We start from the raw sequence: 17,971 nt of genomic DNA, 5'->3' as shown, positions 1-17,971 counted from the left end.
CCATCGGGTGAACAGCGCACCAACCGACCCGGCCGCCCGCGGCGCGATCCGCCTTCTCGCCTGGGTCATCTCGGACGAAAGCGCCACCTGACCCGCGTCGTCGGCCCTACTGTGTGCCCGACCGCCACGCCCCGGGGAGGGACCTTGTCGCCGGAGCCACGCGAGCCCGCCGCACCACGCACCGAGCACCACCCGCCGCTGCGCTCCGTCGGACGACGCCGCCTGCTGGGCGCCGGCAGCGCCCTCGCGGTCGCCGGCGCGCTCTCCGGCCTCGCGGGGCCGGCCCGTGGCGCCGCAGGTGCGCTGGCCGGGCAGGCCGTCGCGGGTGTGGCTCGTGCACGGGTCCGTGGGCGCACCACGCTCGACATCGTGCTGCGCCGCGGCGAGCCCGGCCCCACCGGCTGGCGCGGCATCGTCGCCGGACCCGGCGAGCGGCACCGGCTGCGCCTCGACCTGGCCGCGCGGCCACGACGCGGGCGGCGCCGTCGGCGCCGCCCGCTGCTGGGCTTCGTGCAGATCTCCGACGTGCACGTCGTCGACGCCCAGTCACCGCTGCGGGTGGAGTGGACCGACCGGTACGACGACCCCGACTCCCCGTTGGCCCCCGGGCTGTTCGGCTCCGCCTACCGGCCCCAGGAGATGCTGACGGCCCAGGTCGCCGAGGCGATGGTGCGCCAGGTCAACGCGATCCGGCGCGGCCCCGCCACCGGTCGTCGCCTCGACCTGGTCGTGCAGACCGGGGACAACTCCGACAACAGCCAGCTCAACGAGATCCGCTGGAACATCGACCTGCTCGACGGCGGCCGGGTGACCCCCGACTCCGGCGACAGGACCCGCTACGAGGGGGTCGCCGACGACGACCCGTCGTCCTACGACCGCAGCTACTGGCACCCCGAGGGCACTCCCGCCGGCGCCCGGGACGACCTGCCGCGCAGCCGCTACGGGTTCCCCGTGGTGCCCGGCCTGCTCGACGCCGCGCGAGCACCGTTCCGCGCCCAGGGCCTGCGCCTGCCCTGGTACACCTGCTTCGGCAACCACGAGAGCCTGGTGCAGGGCAACTTCCCGCACGCCGAGCTCTTCGACGGCGTCGCCCGGGGCGGCCTCAAGGTCATCACGCCACCACCGGGCCTGTCGTCCGACGACGTGCTCGAGTCGCTGTCCACCGGCCGGGTCGAGGAGCTGCTGGCCACGCTGGCCGCCGGCCCGGGCACCAAGCAGGTCACCCCCGACGACGCCCGGCGCCTGCTCTCGCGCGCCGACCTGGTCGAGGAGCACTTCCGCACCAGGGGCCTGCCGGTCGGCCACGGGTTCACCGCGCGCAACCGCGCCGACGGCACGGCCTACTACTCCTTCGTCCAGGGCCGGTTCCGCTTCGTCGTGCTCGACACCGTCAACCCCAACGGCGAGTCCGGCGGCTCGATCGATGCGACGCAATTCGCCTGGCTCGAGGCGCTGCTCGCCCGGTCCGGCGACCGCTACGTCGTGGTGGCCAGCCACCACTCCTCGACGTCGATGGACAACGCCCTGGTCGGCACCGGCGGCGACGTCGAGCCGCGGGTGCTGGGCCCGGAGGTGGTGGCCGCGCTGCTCGCCGCCCCGACCGTCGTGGCCTGGGTCAACGGGCACTCGCACCGCAACCGGATCACCCCGCACGCCCGCGAGGGCGGCGGCGGCTTCTGGGAGGTCAACACCGCCTCGCACATCGACTGGCCCCAGCAGTCGCGCATCCTCGAGGTCGCCGACAACCGCGACGGCACCCTGTCGATCTTCACCACGGTCCTCGACCACGCGGCGCCGCTGGGCGGCCCCGGGACCGACTCACCGCTGGCGCTGGCCGCGCTGTCGCGCGAGCTGGCGGCCAACGACTGGCAGGAGGCCACCGCCGAGCGCAGCGGCACGCCTCGCGACCGCAACTGCGAGCTGGTGCTGCCCCGCCCCCGCCTGCGCCGCTGACGGCTCAGACGTCGGTGGCGGCGAGCTGGCCGCAGGCCCCGTCGATCTCCGAGCCGCGGGTGTCGCGCACGGTGGTGGGGATGCCCTTGGCCTCGAGCCGGCGCACGAACTCGCGCTCGTCGGCGGGGTCGGAGGCGGTCCACTTGCTGCCCGGGGTGGGGTTGAGCGGGATCAGGTTGACGTGCACCCAGCCCCAGTCGCCGTAGCCGCGCAGCACGTCGGCGAGCAGGTCGGCACGCCAGGCCTGGTCGTTGATGCCGCGCATCATGGCGTACTCGATGGAGACCCGGCGCCGGGTGACCCGGGCGTAGTCCCAGGCCGCCTCGACGGTCTCGGCGACCGAGGAGCGGGTGTTGATCGGCACCAGCTCGTTGCGCAGCTCGTCGTCGGGGGCGTGCAGGCTCAGCGCGAGGGTGACCGGGATGCCCTCCTCGGTCAGCTGGCGGATGCGCGGGACCAGTCCCACGGTCGAGACCGTGATGCCGCGCGCCGACATGCCCAGCCCGTCGGGCGAGGGGTCGGTGAGCCGGCGTACCGCGCCGATGACGGCCTTGTAGTTGGCCAGCGGCTCGCCCATGCCCATGAAGACGACGTTGTTGACGCGGCCGCGGCCGCCGGGCACCTCGTCGCGGTCGAGGGAGCGCGCGCCCGCGACGACCTGCTCGACGATCTCGGCGGTGCTCATGTTGCGCTGCAGCCCGCCCTGGCCGGTCGCGCAGAAGGGGCAGGCCATGCCGCAGCCGGCCTGGCTGGAGACGCACATGGTGGTGCGGCCGGGGTAGCGCATCAGCACCGACTCGACCAGGGCGCCGTCGAAGAGCTTCCACAGCGTCTTGCGGGTGGTGCCCTTGTCGGCCTCGAGGGTGCGCAGCGGTGTCATCAGGTGCGGCAGCAGGGTGCCGACCAGCTCGGCGCGCTGGGCCGCCGGCAGGTCGGTCATCTGCTCGGGGTCGTCGACCAGGCGGCTGAAGTAGTGCGTGGAGAGCTGCTTGGCCCGGAAGCCCGGCAGGCCGTTGTCCTCGAGCAGCTGCTTGCGCTCGGCCGCGGTCAGGTCGGCCAGGTGGCGCGGCGGCTTCTTGCGGCCGCGGGGCTCCTCGAAGACCAGCGGGAGCGCGGTGACGCCCTCGGCCGGCTCGGGGGCACGGGGCGGGACGGCGGCGGAGGCGGGCACGGGGGCGGCGGTGTCGTCGGGCATAGCACGCCCAGTCTCCCACCCGCCCGGGCACCCGGGCGAACTCCCGGCCCGGCTCAGGTCAGCGGCACCACGTCGGGCGCCCCGAGGCGTGCCGCGTCGGCGGTCTCGTCGTCGGGCTGCTGCTGGCTCTCGCGCTCGGCCGCGACCCGCGCCCGGTAGTGCTCGATCTCGAGGTCGACCTGCTCCTTGCTCCAGCCCAGCGGCTCGCTGACCAGGCCCGCCACCTCCTCGACGACGCCCAGGCCGCGGTCGAAGGTCTCGATCGAGATGCGGGTGCGCCGGGTCAGGACGTCGTCGAGGTGCCGCGCGCCCTCGTGGGTGGCGGCGTAGACCGCCTCGACTCGCAGGTAGTCCGACGCCCCGGCCAGCGGCTCGCCCAGCGAGGGGTCCTCGGCGACCATCGCGAGCAGCTCGTGGACCAGCGAGCCGTAGCGCTGCAGCAGGTGCTCGATGCGCACCTCGTGCAGTCCCGACTGCGCCGCCAGTCGGTGCCGCGCGTTCCACAGCGCCTGGTAGCCCTCGGCACCCAGCAGCGGCACCTTCTCGGTCACCGACGCCGGCACCTGGCGGCCCTCGTGGCGCTCCAGGCCGTAGACCGCCTCGTCGACGACGTCCTTGGCCATCACCCGGTACGTCGTGTACTTGCCGCCGGCGATGACGACCAGGCCCGGCGCGGGGTGGCCCACCGCGTGCTCGCGCGAGAGCTTCGAGGTCGCCTCCGACTCCCCCTCCAGCAGCGGGCGCAGCCCGGCGTAGACGCCCTCGACGTCGTCGCGGGTCAGCGGGGTCTCCAGCACCGCGTTGACGTGGTCGAGCAGGTAGTCGATGTCGGCCTCGCTGGCCGCGGGGTGGGCCTTGTCGAGCTCCCAGTCGGTGTCGGTGGTGCCGATGATCCAGTGCCGCCCCCACGGGATCACGAAGAGCACCGAGGTCTCGGTCCGCAGGATCAGCCCGGTCTCGGAGCGGATGCGGTCCTTGGGCACCACCAGGTGCACGCCCTTGCTGGCCCGCACCCGGAAGGCGCCGCGCTGCCCACCCAGCGACTGCGTCTCGTCGGTCCACACGCCGGTGGCGTTGACGACCTGGCGGGCGCGCACGGTGATGGTCTCGCCGCTCTCGAGGTCGTCGACCACGGCGCCGGTGACCCGCTCGCCCTCGCGCAGCAGCTCCACGACGCGGGCCCGGGAGGCCACCTTCGCGCCGTAGGCCGCCGCGGTGCGGGCCAGGAACATCGTGTGGCGGGCGTCGTCGACCTGCGCGTCGTAGTAGTGCAGCGCCCCGACGAGGGCGTCCTTGCGCAGCGCCGGCACCAGCCGGCGCGCCCCGCGCCGGGTCAGGTGCTTGTGCAGCGGCAGCCCGGAGCGGCCCGAGATCCGCGAGAGGGCGTCGTACAGCGCGACGCCGGAGCCGGCGTAGAGCCGCTCCCAGCCGCGGTGCTGCAGCGGGTAGAGGAAGCCCACCGGGCGCACCAGGTGCGGAGCGAGGGTCTGCATCAGCAGCCCGCGCTCCTTGAGCGCCTCGGCGACCAGCGCGAAGTCGAGCATCTCGAGGTAGCGCAGGCCCCCGTGGATGAGCTTGCTGGAGCGGCTCGAGGTGCCCGAGGCGAAGTCGCGGGCCTCGACCAGGCCGACCTTGAGCCCGCGGGTGGCGGCGTCGAGCGCCGCGCCGCTGCCGACCACGCCTCCCCCGACCACCAGGACGTCGAGCTCCTCGGCGGCCATCTCCCTCAGGGACGACGCGCGCAGCTGCGGGGACAGGGCGACAGGTCTCATGGTCCTACTCTCCGTGGCGGGTCAAGGCGGACGCGCGCAGCTCAGTCGACGTCGACCCAGTCGAGGGTGCGCTGCACGGCCTTGGTCCACTGCGCGTGGCCCGCGGCGCGCTGCTCGTCGCTCCACTGCGGCGACCAGCGCCGGCCCTCGTTCCAGTTCTTGCGCAGCTCGTCGGTTCCCGACCAGAAGCCCACCGCGAGCCCGGCGGCGTACGCCGCTCCGAGGCAGGTCGTCTCGGCGAGCACCGGCCGGCTCACCTCGACCCCGAGGGTGTCGGCCTGGATCTGCATGCACAGCTCGTTGGCCGTCACGCCGCCGTCGACCTTGAGCACCTCGAGCTTCACGCCGGAGTCCTGCTCCATGGCCGCGGCCACGTCGCAGCTCTGGTAGGCGATCGCCTCGAGCGTGGCCCGGGCGACGTGGGCGTTGGTGTTGTAGCGCGAGAGCCCGACGATGGCGCCGCGGGCGTCGGAGCGCCAGTGCGGGGCGAAGAGGCCGGAGAAGGCGGGGACGAAGTAGACGCCGCCGTTGTCCTCGACCTGGCGGGCCAGCGACTCGCTCTGCGAGGCGCCGGAGATGATGCCGAGCTGGTCGCGCAGCCACTGCACCGCCGAGCCGGTCACCGCGATCGAGCCCTCCAGCGCGTAGACCGGGGCGTCCTTGCCGAAGCGGTAGCACACGGTGGTCAGCAGCCCGTGCTCGGAGCGGATCAGCTCGGTGCCGGTGTTGAGCAGCATGAAGTTGCCGGTGCCGTAGGTGTTCTTGGCCTCGCCCGGCTCGAAGCAGACCTGCCCGACGGTGGCGGCCTGCTGGTCGCCGAGGATGCCGGTCAGCGGCACCTCGCCGCCGAAGGGGCCGTTCGCCCGGGTCGTGCCGTAGCCGTCGGGCTCGCTGGAGGAGCGGATCTCGGGCAGCATCTGCCGCGGGATGTCGAAGAGCCCGAGCAGCTCGTCGTCCCACTCGCAGGTCTCGAGGTCCATCAGCATCGTGCGGCTGGCGTTGGTGACGTCGGTGACGTGCACCCCGCCGTCGGTGCCGCCGGTGAGGTTCCAGATCAGCCAGGAGTCGGTGGTGCCGAAGATCGCGTCGCCCGCCTCGGCTGCCTCGCGCACCCCGTCGACGTTCTCGAGGATCCACTGGATCTTGCCGCCGGCGAAGTAGGTGGCCGGCGGCAGCCCGGCGCGGTGCCGGATCAGGTCGCCGTGGCCGTCGCGCTCGAGCTTGGAGGCGATCTTGTCGGTGCGGGTGTCCTGCCACACGATCGCGTTGTAGTAGGGCCGGCCGGTCCTCCGGTTCCACACCACGGTCGTCTCGCGCTGGTTGGTGATCCCCACCGCGCACAGGTCGTCGGCCTGCACCCCGGCCTTGCCCATCGCCTTCTGGATCACCGAGCGGGTGCGCTCCCAGATCTCCACCGGGTCGTGCTCGACCCACCCGGCCTGCGGCATCACCTGCTCGTGCTCGAGCTGGTGGCGCGCGACCTCCTCGCCGCCGTGGTCGAAGATCATGAAGCGGGTGCTCGTGGTGCCCTGGTCGACGGCGCCGACGTACTCGATCTTGTCCTGGGCCTCGGTCACGGGTCTCTCCTCGTCGGTGCGGATCGGTGCGGGTCGGTGCGGGTCGGTGGGTCAGCCGGCGGCGGGCTGCGCCTGGCGCTCGGGCTGTGCCTGGGGCTCGGGGATGGGCTCGCCGACGGCCTCGCGGCCGCCGTCGGGGGTCACCTGCTCAGTCTGCTCCTCGTCGGGGTCGGTGAGGTGGTCATCCACCAGGAGCTTGAAGAGCGCGCCACCGACGAGACCGCCGAGCAGCGGCGCGACGATCGGCAGCCAGAAGTAGAGGTAGCCGTTCTGGTCGCGCATCGCTCCCCCGTAGCCGGTGATCAGCGAGGCGATGCGCGGCCCGAAGTCGCGGGCCGGGTTGATCGCGTAGCCGGCGTTGGCGCCCCAGGCCATCCCGATGGCCACCACGACCAGCCCGATCACGAAGGGCCCCAGGTTGGCCATCGGCGGGTTGTTCCACGCCGAGGTCAGCGCGAAGATCAGGAAGACCAGCAGGGCGGTGCCCACCACCTGGTCGACGAACGCGCTGGTGATGCTCACGTCGGCCACCCCGTTGCCGGGCAGGGTCGAGAAGATGCCCTGGGTGGCGATGGTGTGCTCGGGGTCGATGGCGGCGATCAGGTCGGCGTACGACGCACGCACGATCAGCGCGGCCACGAACGCACCCAGCGTCTGGGCGAGGGTGTAGGGCAGCACCTTGCGCCACGAGAAGCCCTTGAAGACCGCCAGCGCCAGGGTCACGGCCGGGTTGAGGTGGGCCCCTGACAGCCGCGCTGCGACGTAGACGCCGAGGGTCACGCCGAGCCCCCACGCCCAGGCGATCGAGTCGTGGTCGCCCAGCACCCCGTCCTGGCTGGTGGCGACCTGGGCGACGACGCCCACACCGAAGAGGATGAGGATCATGGTGCCGGCGAACTCGGCACACATCTCCCCCACGAGAGCGGGTCTCCTGCTGCGCGACATCGTGGCCTCCGAGTAGGGCGATGCAACCGGGTGTGGTGGTGGTCACACCCGTCTACCCACCCCGAGCACCGGTCACACCTGCCGCGAGCAGGGCGCGCTCAAGCGCGGCTGACCAGGAACCAGACCACCAGCGCGGCCACGCCCAGCACCACCACCGCAGTGGAGACCACGCCCAGCAGCATGTAGCGCCCGAAGCGGCGCGTGTGCGGCGCGATCGCCAGCCCCACCGGCAGGGCCAGCGCCACCAGGACGAAGGGGAACAGGCGCGAGGTCGTCTCGTCGTCGGCGAGCGCGCTGAGCACGCCCGCGTAGACCGACGGCACCAGCAGCACGAAGAGCAGGCCGGCGAAGAAGCCGGCCAGCGGCGTGAAGACCGGGTGGTCGCGGTGCCACCAGCTGGGCCGCGACGCCGTGTCGCCCGCCGGCGGCGCAGCCTGGTCGTCCGTGGTCACCATGACCTCATCCTCCCACCCGGGCGCTGCCGGGCCCCTCAGGCACGTCGGGCACCACCAGCACGTCGGGCATCGCGAGGTCGCGCCAGCGCTCGAGGTCGGGCGGGCGCCCGGTCAGCTCGGCCACCGCCAGGGTCCAGGCTGTGCCGTGCCCCACCAGCACGACGTCCTCGTCGCGGTGCACGTCGGCGATGCGGCGCACGGCGGCGCCCACCCGCTCGCGGCAGCGCGCCAACGGCTCCCACCCGTCGTACGCCGCCCGGTCGGGCTCGGCGAAGGCCCGCTCGACCGTGCCGGCGAAGTCCTCGACCCAGCCGGCCCCGCGCTCGTGCTCGCGCAGGTCGTCGACGACGCCGACCTCGCCCTCGGTGAGCAGCTGGGCGGTGGCCACCGCCTTGGGCTCGGGCGAGCAGAACCAGACCGCGTGCCGCGGCAGCCGGCCCGACTCGCGCAGCGCCCACACGTCGTCGAAGCCGGCCGGGTCGAGCTCCCAGCGGGCGGCGGGCAGGGCGGGCTCGACCAGGGGGCGCCCGTGGCGGACCAGGTGCAGGCTCACGCCCGGAAGACCAGGTGGTACAGCAGCAGCCACACCGGGGCGATCGTGGCCAGCAGCGAGTCGAGCCGGTCCATCAGCCCGCCGTGGCCGGGGATCACCTGGCTCATGTCCTTGATGCCGAGGTCGCGCTTGACGACCGACTCGCACAGGTCGCCGAGGGTGGCCATCACCGCGACGATGAGGCCGAGGAAGATGCCGACCCACCAGCGCCCGTCGAGCAGCCAGACCATCGCCACGATGCCGGCAGCGACACTGAAGACGACCGAGCCGGCGAAGCCCTCCCACGACTTCTTGGGCGAGATCACCGGGGCCATCGGGTGCTTGCCGAAGAGCACCCCGAAGGCGTACCCGCCGGTGTCGGAGAGCACCGTGACGGCGATGAAGACGATGATGCCGCGCACCCCGTCGTTCTCGAACCCGCCGCCGTAGAGCCCGCCCTCGCGCAGCAGCAGCGCCACGAAGGCGCCCAGGAACGGCACGTAGACCAGGGTGAACAGCGAGGCGGTGGCGTTCTGCACGTAGCCGTCGATGCCGCGGCGCAGCAGCCACAGCATGGTGACCAGGGCGGTGACGGCGGTGGCCGTCACCAGGGCGTCGGCCCCGAAGACGTAGGCGACCACGACCATCACCGCGCCGCCGAGCATCAGCGGCTCCTCGGGCAGGTCGATGTCCTTGGCGCCCAGCCCCCGGCCCAGCTCCCAGATGGCCACCACGACCGCCGCGACCACGATCACCATGAAGGCGGTCTTCCACAGCAGCAACGAGGCGAGGATCGCCCCGATCAGCAGGAAGGCCGAGGTGAAGGCGGCGCGCAGGTCACGGCCGGCCCGGCCGTGGTCCTTGACGGGCGGCGTGCCCGTGGGCGCGCCGGACGGAGGCGTGGGGTTCGTCATCGGCATCGGGAGCAGGGAGGTCTCAGACCTCCAGCAGCTCGGCTTCCTTGTTCTTGAGCATCTCGTCGATGGCGTCGGTGTGCTTCTTGGTGGTGACGTCGAGCTTCTTCTCCGCGCCCGTGACGTCGTCCTTGCCGACCTCGCCGTCCTTCTCGAGCTTCTCCAGGCCCTGCTTGGCCGAGCGGCGCAGGTTGCGCACCGCGACCCGGCCGTCCTCGGCCTTGGTGCGCGCGACCTTGATGTACTCCTTGCGGCGCTCCTCGGTCAGCTCCGGGAAGTTGCAGCGGATCACCTTGCCGTCGTCGGCGGGGTTGACGCCCAGGTCGGAGTCGCGGATAGCCCGCTCGATAGCCTTCATCGCGCTCTGGTCGAAGGGCGCGATCAGGATGACGCGCGCCTCGGGGGCGGTGAAGGAGGCCAGCTGCTGCAGCGGCGTCGGCGAGCCGTAGTAGTCCACGACGATCTTGGAGAACATCGAGGGATGGGCACGCCCGGCGCGGATGGCAGCGAACTCCTCGCGGGTCGCCTCCACCGACTTGCTCATCTTGGTGTCGGCCTCGTTGAGGATGTCGTTGATCACGGCTGCTCCTGGGTTCGTCGCGTACGTCGGGCTGGGCGGGAGAGGTCAGTCGGCGCTGACCAGCGTGCCGATCTTCTCACCCTTGAGCACGCGGGGGATGTTGCCCTCGGGCTCCATGCCGAAGACCACCATCGGCAGCTTGTTCTCCGCGCACAGGGTGAAGGCGGTCTGGTCGACGACCTCGAGGTTGCGCTGGATGGCGTCGGCGTAGGTGATGGTGTCGAACTTGGTCGCGCCCGGGTCCTTGCGCGGGTCGGCGTCGTACACGCCGTCGACGCCGCTCTTGGCGAAGAAGACCGCGTCGCAGCGGCTCTCGAGGGCGCGCTGGACCGCGACGGTGTCGGTGGAGAAGAACGGCATGCCCATGCCGGCGCCGAAGATGACCACGCGCCCCTTCTCCATGTGCCGGATCGCGCGGCGCGGCACGTAGGGCTCGGCGACCTGGCCCATCGTGATCGCGGTCTGCACCCGGGTCTCGACGCCCATCTTCTCGAGGAAGTCCTGCAGCGCCAGGCAGTTCATCACGATGCCGAGCATGCCCATGTAGTCGGCGCGGACGCGGTCCATGCCGCGCTGCTGCAGCTCGGCGCCGCGGAAGAAGTTGCCGCCGCCGGTGACGACGGCGATCTGCACGCCCGAGCGGGCGACCTCGGCGACGTCGGTGGCGATCTTCTGCACCACGTCGGGGTCGACACCGACCTTGCCGCCGCCGAAGACCTCGCCGGAGAGCTTGAGAAGAACACGCTGGTACTGCTGGGTCATCGGGGTTCCCTTCATAGGGGTGTGGGCACAGCACGAAGGCCGGCCCGTTGATCCATCTGGTGGGGGATCAAGCGGACCGGCCTCCTTGGCGTCAGGTGCAACCTAGCGGATCATGCGCCTCTCAGGCACCGACCTCGAAGCGGGCGAAGCGCTTGAGGGTGGTGCCGGCCTCCTTGAGGACGGCCTCCACGCTCTTCTTGGCCTCGGTCACCGACGGCTGCTCGAGCAGGACGACCTCCTTGAAGAAGCCGTTCACCCGGCCCTCGGTGATCTTGGCGATCGCCTGCTCGGGCTTACCCTCCTCGCGCGACTTCTGCTCGGCGATGGAGCGCTCCGACTCGACGACGTCGGCGGGGACCTCGTCGCGGCTGAGGTACTGCGGACGCATCGCGGCGATCTGCATCGCGGCGCCGCGCGCGGCCTCGTCGGAGCCGTCGTACTCGACCAGGACGCCCACGGCGGGCGGCAGGTCGGCGGCACGCTTGTGCATGTAGGTTACGACGGGGCCCTCGAAGTAGGCCACGCGACCGAGCTCGATCTTCTCGCCGATGGTGATGGCGAGCTGCTCGACGACCTCGCCGACGGTCTTGCCGTCGAGCTCGACGGCCTTGAGCGCCTCGGTGTCGCCGGCCTTGGCGGCGTCGGCGGCGGCGGCGATCTTCTCGGCGGCCGCGACGAAGTCGTCGTTCTTGGCGACGAAGTCGGTCTCGGAGCGCATCTCGACCAGCGCGTTGCCGGAGGTGACGACCAGGCCCGAGGAGGCCTCACGCTCGGCGCCGCGCTTGGCGGCCTTGGCCTCGCCCTTGACCCGCAGGATCTCGACGGCCTTGTCCAGGTCGCCGTCGGCCTCGGTCAGCGCCTTCTTGCAGTCCATCATGCCGGCGCCGGTCTGCTCGCGGAGCTTCTTGACGTCGGCCGCGGAGATGTTCGTCATTGACGTTCCGTCCCTCGAAGAGAAAGTGGTGGAGTAGCGGGGAGATCCCCGGCGTGCCGCCGTCCGCGAGCCCCGGAGGGCCCGCGGACGGCGGTCAGCACGGAGAGGTCAGGCCTTGGCCTCGTCCTTGGACTCGTCCTTGGTCTCGTCCTTGGCGGGCTCGGCCTCGGTGGCCTCGGGGGCCACGGGGGCCTCGGTCGCCTCGGCGGCGGCCTCGTCGGAGGCAGCGGCCTCGGACGACGCGCCGGTGGCCTCGGAGGCCGCGGTGTCGTCGGCCTTGGTGGCGCTCTCGGCGGCCTTCTCGGCCTCACCGGCGAGGAGCTCGCGCTCCCACTCGGCCAGCGGCTCGTCGGTGGTGCCGGAGGCGGCACCCTCGCTCTTGCCACCGCCGCGGGCGATCAGGCCCTCGGCCACGGCGTCGGCGATGACCCGGGTCAGCAGGCCGACCGCACGGATCGCGTCGTCGTTGCCCGGGATCGGGAAGTCGACCTCGTCGGGGTCGCAGTTGGTGTCCAGGATGCCGATGATCGGGATCCGGAGCTTGCGGGCCTCCTCGACGGCGAGGTGCTCCTTCTTGGTGTCGACGATCCACACGGCGGAGGGCACGCGGCCCATCTCGCGGATGCCGCCCAGGGTGCGGTCGAGCTTGTCGCGCTCCCGCTTCATCTGCAGGAGCTCCTTCTTGGTGCGACCCGAGCCGGCGACGGCGTCGAAGTCGACCTCGTCGAGCTCCTTGAGGCGGTTGATCCGCTGGTGCACGGTCTGGAAGTTGGTGAGCATGCCGCCCAGCCAGCGCTGGTTGACGTAGGGCATCCCGACGCGGGTCGCCTGCTCGGCGATCGCCTCCTGGGCCTGCTTCTTGGTGCCCACGAACATCACGGTGCCGCCCTTGGCGACGGTCTCCTTGATGAAGGCGTACGAGCGGTCGATGTAGCTCAGCGACTGCTGCAGGTCGATGATGTAGATGCCGTTGCGCTCGGTCATGATGAAGCGCTTCATCTTGGGGTTCCAGCGACGGGTCTGGTGCCCGAAGTGGACGCCGCTCTCGAGGAGCTGGCGCATGGTCACGACTGCCATGGTGGTGATCTCCTGTGCTGGAGCCGGCACCGCTGGTGGCGTCCTTGGTGCCTTGCGGCCAGGACGCACCGGTGTCGTGCTCCGGTGGTGGTTTACGGTTCGATGCGGCCGGCGGGTGCCGGTCGCCCTGACGTCTGCGCGCGACCCGACCCGGCTCTCCAGGCTCGCGCCTGTCGGTCCGGGACCGAGGATCGTCGCCCACGGGTGGCCACCCCTCCTCGCGGAGGCGTGTCGCGGTCTGCGGACGTGCGAAGTCAATCCCTGAGGATTGCGTCCGCCAGCGTACGCCAGCCCGGGCCCCACCAGCGAATCCGTCGCGGGCCGGCTCGCGTGCACAGCCCGACCATCCTGCCGCACCGTCCCCACCCCGGTCCCGGCCCCGCGCGGCCGGCGCTCCCCGCGCCCACCCTGGCCCGGTGATCTCGTCTCTTGTCGCCGCCCTGCTCGCCGTTCTCCTCACCACCCTGCTGCCCGCCGCGGGCCACGCCGTCGAGCCCGATCCGGTGGGCACCTGGCCGCTGCGCCCCGACCCCGAGGTGGTCGCCGGCTTCGAAGCCCCGTCCTCGCCCTACGGCCCCGGCCACCGGGGCGTCGACCTGCTGGGCCGGCCCGGCCAGCCGGTGCGCGCGGCGCTCGCGGGCGAGATCTCCTTCTCGGGACGGATCGCGGGCCGCGGCGTCGTCGTGGTCGCCCACGGACCGACGCGCACGACGTACGAGCCGGTGGCGGGCAGCCTCGCGGTGGGCGAGCCGGTGGCCGCCGGCGAGGTCCTCGGCCGGCTCGAGGTCGCCCCGTCGCACTGCCTGCCGCGCACCTGCCTGCACTGGGGCTGGATCGAGAGCGGCCCGGCCGGCGACACCTACCTCGACCCGCTGCGCCTGGTCGGCCTCGGCCCGGTCCGCCTGCTCCCCCTCTGGACCGCAGCCCCCGCGCCGGTTCCGTTCGACACCCCGTACCGAGCCGTCCTGGACCGCCTCGCTGCGCTCGGGTGACCGCGAGCCGGCACCAGTTCCTCGCGAGCCGGCGCCAGTTCCTGGAACTGGCGTCGGCTCGGCGGGAAGTAGCGCCGGCTCGGCGGGAACTGGCGCCGGGTCGGGGTCAGGCGCGCGGGTGGGCCTGGCGGTACGCCGCTCGCAGCCGGTCGGTGGTGACGTGCGTGTAGAGCTGGGTGGTGGCCAGCGAGGCGTGGCCCAGGAGCTCCTGGACCGAGCGCAGGTCGGCGCCGCCCTCGAGCAGGTGGGTGGCGGCGGTGTGCCGCAGCCCGTGGGGGCCGATGTCGGGGGCGCCGGGCACCTCGGCGATGCGCCGGTGCACCAGCGTGCGCACCGCCCGCTGGTCGATGCGCCCTCCGCGGGCGCCGAGGAAGAGCGCCGGGCCCGAGCCGTCCACCACCAGCCGGGGGCGGCCGTGACGGGTCCAGAAGTCCAGCGCGTGGGCCGCCGGGCGCCCGAACGGGACGCTGCGCTCCTTGCGGCCCTTGCCCAGGACCCGCACCACGTTGCGCTCCCGGTCGACGTCGTCGACGTCGAGCCCGACCAGCTCGCCGACCCGGATGCCGGTGGCGTAGAGCAGCTCGAGCATCGCGACGTCACGCAGCCCCACCGGGCTGCCGTCGTCGGCGAGCTCGGTGGCGGCGCGGATCAGGTCGTCGGCCTCGTCGCGGCGCAGCACGGGCGGCAGCGTGCGGTGCGCCTTGGGGCTGGCCAGGCTGGCCCCGGCGTCGTGCTCCGCGCGGCCGGTGCGCGCCAGCCAGGCGGTGAAGACGCGGGCGGCGGTGGCGCGGCGCGCGATCGTGGTGCGCGAGCGGCCCAGGCTCTGCTGCTGGGCCAGCCAGCTGCGCAGCGTGCGCAGGTCGAGCCGTGCCACGTCGTCGAGCCCGAGCCGCCGGGCGTGCTCGAGCAGACCGGCGACGTCGGTGAGGTAGGCGCGCACCGAGTGCGGCGTCAGGTCGCGCTCGATGGCGAGGTGCTGCTCGTAGTCGCCGAGGACCCGGACGAAGGCCTCGGGCAGCGCGTCCGCCTCCTGCTGCGCGTCGTCGGCCATGACCGGAGTCTAGGAAGCGGGCGTGCCGCTAGGGCAGAGCCGGCGCGGCGAGCCGCCACCCGTTGCCGTCGCCGCGCACCAGCCCGGCCTCCTGCAGCCGCACCAGGACCGCGTCGGTGGTCCCCGGGCCCACACCGGCGGTGCGCGCGATCGAGACGCTGGGCACCGCGCGCGAGACCGGGACGGCGTCCAGCACCTGCCGGTCGACCGGGTCGAGGCGGTCGCGCAGCGTCTCGGGCCCGCGCGGGATCTCGAGCAGGTACTGACCCGACTCGGCGACCATCTCGAGCACCTCGGGGCCGGTGGTCACCAGGCCGGCCGCCCCGGCCCGCACCAGCTGGTGCACGCCCTGCGACTGCGCCGAGGTCACCGGGCCCGGCACGCCCATGACCGGTCGGTTGAGCTGCTGCGCCCAGTTGGCGGTGTTGAGCGCGCCGCTGCGCAGCGCGGCCTCGACGACCACGGTGCCGGTGGTCAGCGCCGCGATCAGCCGGTTGCGGCTCAGGAACCGGACCCGCATGGGCGACCAGCCGGGCGGCGACTCCGAGACGACGGCGTGGTGGGCGGCGAGGTGCTCGATGAGGTCGCGGTGCGCCTCGGGGTAGATCCGGTCGGCACCACAGGCCAGCACCGCTAGCGTCGAGCCGTCGGTGCCGAGCGCTCCGCGGTGGGCGGCCTGGTCGATGCCGAAGGCGGCCCCGGAGACGACCGGGCGACCGGCGCTGGCCACCGCGGCGGCGATGTCGCCGGCGACGCAGGCGCCGTACCCGGTCGCGGTGCGGGCGCCGACCACCGCGACCGACCCGCCGAGCGTGTCGAGCCGTTGCGGTCCACGCACCCACAGCCCGACCGGCACTCCCCCGCGCCCCTGGACCCGTGGCTGCTCGAGGTCGCCCAGCTGCGCCGGCCACTCGTCGTCGGTCGGGGTGACGAAGCGGATGCCCTGCCGGGCCGCGACCGCCAGGATGCGCTCGGGGTCGAGCCCCTGGCTGCGGGCCTGGGTCTCGGCCTGCAGGTCGGCGAGGTCGGGGGCGCTGCGGGCCAGCTGCTGCAGCGTCTCGACCGGCCCGATGCTGCTGACGCTCGCCAGCAGGCGCGGGTCACCGGGCTCGACGATCCGCGAGAGCGCCACCCGGGCGAGCCGGTCGTCCTTACAGAGCGCCATCACGCACCCCGCTCGAGCGCGCTGACCAGCAGCGGGTGGCCGGAGCGCAGCCGCAGGGCGGTCTCGACCTCGGCTCCGCCCGGGCGCCGCTCGGGGTCGGCGGCGGGCAGCAGGTCGAGCACGGTCCAGGCCAGCCGGTGCACCCGCACGGCACCGCGGCTGGTGACCGCGGCGTCGTAGAGCGCCTTGTCGAGGATGCCCTGGCCGTCCTCGGTGAGCGGCCAGCGCTCGCGCAGCGCCGCCCCCGGCACCTGGGAGTTCAGCCGCCAGGTGCAGCCGCGGTAGCGCTCGGCCTGGCGTCGGCGGGCCGCGGTGACGCGCACCCGCACGTCGGCGGAGGTCTCGCGCACGGCGAGCGGGTCGCGGCGCTCGTGGGGCCGCACCGGGTCGACCTGGCGGGTGATGTCGATCCGGTCGGTGACCGGGCCGGTGACCTTGCGCCGGTAGTCGCGGCGCACGGTGTCGCGGCACGAGCACCGGTTGGCCCCGGCGTGGGCGCGGAACTCACCGCACGGGCACGGGTTGGCGGCGAGGACCACCATGCCGCGCGCCGGCAGCGTCACCAGCTCCTCGGCGCGGGCGACGGTGATCTCGCCGTTCTCGAGGGGCTCGCGCAGTGCCTCGATGACGTCGGCGCGGAAGAGCGGGAACTCGTCGAGCAGCAGCACCCCGCAGTGCGAGCGGCTCAGCTCGCCCGGCCGGACCTGCCCGCTGCCACCACCCACGATGGAGGCCTTGCTGGCGTCGTGGTGCGGGGCGGCGTACGGCGGGCGGCGCAGCATGCCGCGGCTGGGGTCGAGCACGCCGGCCAGCGAGTGGATCGCGGTCAGCTCGAGCGACTCCTCGGCGTCGAGGTCGGGCAGGATCGTGGGGATCCGCTCGGCCAGGGTGGTCTTGCCCGAGCCCTTGGGCCCCTCCAGCAGCAGGTGGTGGCCGCCGGCGGCGGCGACCTCGGCGGCGTACCTCGCATCGGCCATGCCGATCAGGTCGGACATGTCTACCTCGTCGTGGCGGTCGGAGCCGCGCCAGGACAGCAGGCTGGCCCCCGTGGACGAGGCCACGGGCGGGGCGTCGGGCACCTCCTCGCCCTTGAGCTCGGCGACCACCTGGCGCAGCGAGCGCATGCCGAAGACGGTGGTGCCGGGCACCATCGCGGCCTCGGCGGCCTGCGGCTCGGGCACGAAGACGGTGCGGACCCCTGCCTCGCGGGCCGCGAGCACCATCGGCAGCACCCCGGTGACCGGGCGCAGACCGCCGTCGAGGGTCAGCTCCCCGATGAAGAGGCACCCGTGGAGGGCCTCCTCGACGATCACGGCGTCGGCCGAGAGCACCGACAGCGCCATCGCCAGGTCGAAGTGGGTGCCGCGCTTGCGCAGGTCGGCGGGCGAGAGCAGGATCGTGATCCGCTTGGTGGCCGGCCAGCCCAGCCCGGAGTTGATGATCGCCATCCGCACCCGGTCGCGGGCCTCGCTGATGGCGATGTCGGGGCGCCCCACCAGGGTGGTGCCGACCTGACCGGGCGAGACGTCGGCCTGCACGTGGATGAGGTGGCCCACCGCGCCGTGCAGGGAGACGGTGCGGGCGGTCGCGAACGGCATCAGACCAGCCCCCGCACGTGCTCGACCTCGGCGGCGCCGCGGGGCGGGTGCACCACGGCGACCAGGTCGACGCGCAGGTCCTCGGCCCGCACGCCGTGCGCGAGCTGCCACTGCTCGGCCAGCCGTTGGATCCGCTGGAGCTTCTCCGGCGTCACCGCCTCGTGCGGGGTGCCCCCGGTCTCCCCGGCGCGGGTCTTCACCTCGCAGACGACCAGCACCTCGCCGTCCCACAGCACCAGGTCCAGCTCGCCGTCGGGGCAGCGCCAGTTGCGTTCGGCGAGCACCATCCCGCAGGCGGTGAGGTAGGCCGCCGCCACCCGCTCGCCGTAGGCGCCCAGCGCCTGCCGTGCCGGCCCACTGCTGGGCCCGCTCTCGGTGGTCCTGCTCGTCGTCTCGGTCATCGTCCACCTCCTGGGCCCCACCCTGGATGCACCGGGTCGGGCGGGGACGACGACAGCCCGCGGCTGTG

Annotated in this window: 17 protein-coding genes; 2 read left to right on the top strand and 15 right to left on the bottom strand. The window is 73.2% G+C overall.

Going from position 1 to position 17,971, the window contains the following annotated elements:
- Positions 1-144 precede the first annotated feature (144 nt).
- Positions 145-1,953: a TIGR03767 family metallophosphoesterase gene (locus QWJ41_RS10030; RefSeq protein ID WP_302707840.1), complete on the top strand. Its 1,809-nt coding sequence runs from the start codon at positions 145-147 to the stop codon at positions 1,951-1,953.
- A 4-nt stretch (positions 1,954-1,957) separates the two neighbouring features.
- On the opposite strand, the gene rlmN is transcribed toward QWJ41_RS10030, so the two are convergent.
- The 11 genes from rlmN to rpsB form a co-directional block, all read right to left on the bottom strand.
- Positions 1,958-3,148, bottom strand: coding sequence for a dual-specificity RNA methyltransferase RlmN (gene rlmN / locus QWJ41_RS10025; RefSeq protein ID WP_302707838.1), 1,191 nt, complete (start codon positions 3,146-3,148; stop codon positions 1,958-1,960).
- A 53-nt stretch (positions 3,149-3,201) separates the two neighbouring features.
- On the bottom strand, positions 3,202-4,920 hold the full coding sequence (locus QWJ41_RS10020) for a glycerol-3-phosphate dehydrogenase/oxidase (protein WP_302707836.1): 1,719 nt from the start codon (positions 4,918-4,920) through the stop codon (positions 3,202-3,204).
- Between the two features lie 41 nt (positions 4,921-4,961).
- Positions 4,962-6,497 carry a glycerol kinase GlpK gene (glpK, locus tag QWJ41_RS10015; RefSeq protein WP_302707835.1) on the bottom strand — a complete coding sequence of 512 codons (1,536 nt, stop codon included), beginning with the start codon at positions 6,495-6,497 and terminating at the stop codon, positions 4,962-4,964.
- Between the two features lie 51 nt (positions 6,498-6,548).
- Positions 6,549-7,415, bottom strand: coding sequence for an MIP/aquaporin family protein (locus QWJ41_RS10010; RefSeq protein ID WP_302707833.1), 867 nt, complete (start codon positions 7,413-7,415; stop codon positions 6,549-6,551).
- A 125-nt stretch (positions 7,416-7,540) separates the two neighbouring features.
- Positions 7,541-7,897 carry a hypothetical protein gene (locus tag QWJ41_RS10005; protein ID WP_302707831.1) on the bottom strand — a complete coding sequence of 119 codons (357 nt, stop codon included), beginning with the start codon at positions 7,895-7,897 and terminating at the stop codon, positions 7,541-7,543.
- A 4-nt stretch (positions 7,898-7,901) separates the two neighbouring features.
- Positions 7,902-8,450 (bottom strand): histidine phosphatase family protein, encoded by a 549-nt coding sequence (locus QWJ41_RS10000; protein WP_302707829.1) that lies wholly within the window; start codon positions 8,448-8,450, stop codon positions 7,902-7,904.
- Positions 8,447-9,349 carry a phosphatidate cytidylyltransferase gene (locus QWJ41_RS09995; protein ID WP_302707827.1) on the bottom strand — a complete coding sequence of 301 codons (903 nt, stop codon included), beginning with the start codon at positions 9,347-9,349 and terminating at the stop codon, positions 8,447-8,449. The genes QWJ41_RS10000 and QWJ41_RS09995 overlap by 4 nt, the downstream gene beginning before the upstream one ends.
- Positions 9,350-9,365: 16 nt before the next feature.
- Positions 9,366-9,920, bottom strand: coding sequence for a ribosome recycling factor (gene frr, locus QWJ41_RS09990; protein WP_204797358.1), 555 nt, complete (start codon positions 9,918-9,920; stop codon positions 9,366-9,368).
- Positions 9,921-9,968: 48 nt separating this feature from the next.
- On the bottom strand, positions 9,969-10,685 hold the full coding sequence (gene pyrH / locus QWJ41_RS09985) for a UMP kinase (protein WP_302707825.1): 717 nt from the start codon (positions 10,683-10,685) through the stop codon (positions 9,969-9,971).
- 121 nt (positions 10,686-10,806) lie between these two features.
- On the bottom strand, positions 10,807-11,619 hold the full coding sequence (tsf, locus tag QWJ41_RS09980; protein ID WP_302707823.1) for a translation elongation factor Ts: 813 nt from the start codon (positions 11,617-11,619) through the stop codon (positions 10,807-10,809).
- A 108-nt stretch (positions 11,620-11,727) separates the two neighbouring features.
- On the bottom strand, positions 11,728-12,696 hold the full coding sequence (gene rpsB / locus QWJ41_RS09975) for a 30S ribosomal protein S2 (RefSeq protein ID WP_302707821.1): 969 nt from the start codon (positions 12,694-12,696) through the stop codon (positions 11,728-11,730).
- A gap of 416 nt (positions 12,697-13,112) precedes the next feature.
- Between rpsB and QWJ41_RS09970 the strand changes: the two genes are divergently transcribed.
- On the top strand, positions 13,113-13,688 hold the full coding sequence (locus tag QWJ41_RS09970) for a M23 family metallopeptidase (protein WP_302707819.1): 576 nt from the start codon (positions 13,113-13,115) through the stop codon (positions 13,686-13,688).
- A 106-nt stretch (positions 13,689-13,794) separates the two neighbouring features.
- Here QWJ41_RS09970 and QWJ41_RS09965 read toward each other — a convergent pair whose 3' ends face one another.
- The 4 genes from QWJ41_RS09965 to QWJ41_RS09950 are packed head-to-tail and all read right to left on the bottom strand — an operon-like array spanning position 13,795 to position 17,903.
- Positions 13,795-14,739 carry a tyrosine recombinase XerC gene (locus tag QWJ41_RS09965; protein WP_302707817.1) on the bottom strand — a complete coding sequence of 315 codons (945 nt, stop codon included), beginning with the start codon at positions 14,737-14,739 and terminating at the stop codon, positions 13,795-13,797.
- 28 nt (positions 14,740-14,767) lie between these two features.
- Positions 14,768-15,904: a DNA-processing protein DprA gene (gene dprA / locus QWJ41_RS09960; RefSeq protein ID WP_302707815.1), complete on the bottom strand. Its 1,137-nt coding sequence runs from the start codon at positions 15,902-15,904 to the stop codon at positions 14,768-14,770.
- On the bottom strand, positions 15,904-17,502 hold the full coding sequence (locus QWJ41_RS09955; protein WP_302707813.1) for a YifB family Mg chelatase-like AAA ATPase: 1,599 nt from the start codon (positions 17,500-17,502) through the stop codon (positions 15,904-15,906). Before QWJ41_RS09955 ends, dprA begins: the two co-directional genes overlap by 1 nt.
- Positions 17,502-17,903, bottom strand: coding sequence for a YraN family protein (locus QWJ41_RS09950; RefSeq protein ID WP_302707812.1), 402 nt, complete (start codon positions 17,901-17,903; stop codon positions 17,502-17,504). The genes QWJ41_RS09955 and QWJ41_RS09950 overlap by 1 nt, the downstream gene beginning before the upstream one ends.
- Positions 17,904-17,971: the final 68 nt, after the last annotated feature.

Source organism: Nocardioides cremeus, assembly GCF_030518195.1.
GTDB classification, from domain to species: domain Bacteria; phylum Actinomycetota; class Actinomycetes; order Propionibacteriales; family Nocardioidaceae; genus Nocardioides; species Nocardioides cremeus.
The sequence above is the reverse complement of the archived record's forward strand: the minus strand, read 5'-3'. Positions and strand labels throughout refer to the sequence as shown.

Excerpts from the sequence above, each read along its gene's own strand:
- dprA (WP_302707815.1), bottom strand. The coding sequence starts at position 15,904 with ATGGCGCTCTGTAAGGACGACCGGCTCGCCCGGGTGGCGCTCTCGCGG.
- QWJ41_RS10005 (WP_302707831.1), bottom strand. The coding sequence starts at position 7,897 with ATGGTGACCACGGACGACCAGGCTGCGCCGCCGGCGGGCGACACGGCG.
- QWJ41_RS09950 (WP_302707812.1), bottom strand. The coding sequence starts at position 17,903 with ATGACCGAGACGACGAGCAGGACCACCGAGAGCGGGCCCAGCAGTGGG.
- tsf (WP_302707823.1), bottom strand. The coding sequence starts at position 11,619 with ATGACGAACATCTCCGCGGCCGACGTCAAGAAGCTCCGCGAGCAGACC.
- QWJ41_RS09955 (WP_302707813.1), bottom strand. The coding sequence starts at position 17,502 with ATGCCGTTCGCGACCGCCCGCACCGTCTCCCTGCACGGCGCGGTGGGC.
- rpsB (WP_302707821.1), bottom strand. The coding sequence starts at position 12,696 with ATGGCAGTCGTGACCATGCGCCAGCTCCTCGAGAGCGGCGTCCACTTC.
- QWJ41_RS09995 (WP_302707827.1), bottom strand. The coding sequence starts at position 9,349 with ATGCCGATGACGAACCCCACGCCTCCGTCCGGCGCGCCCACGGGCACG.
- rlmN (WP_302707838.1), bottom strand. The coding sequence starts at position 3,148 with ATGCCCGACGACACCGCCGCCCCCGTGCCCGCCTCCGCCGCCGTCCCG.
- QWJ41_RS09965 (WP_302707817.1), bottom strand. The coding sequence starts at position 14,739 with ATGGCCGACGACGCGCAGCAGGAGGCGGACGCGCTGCCCGAGGCCTTC.
- pyrH (WP_302707825.1), bottom strand. The coding sequence starts at position 10,685 with ATGACCCAGCAGTACCAGCGTGTTCTTCTCAAGCTCTCCGGCGAGGTC.
- QWJ41_RS10020 (WP_302707836.1), bottom strand. The coding sequence starts at position 4,920 with ATGAGACCTGTCGCCCTGTCCCCGCAGCTGCGCGCGTCGTCCCTGAGG.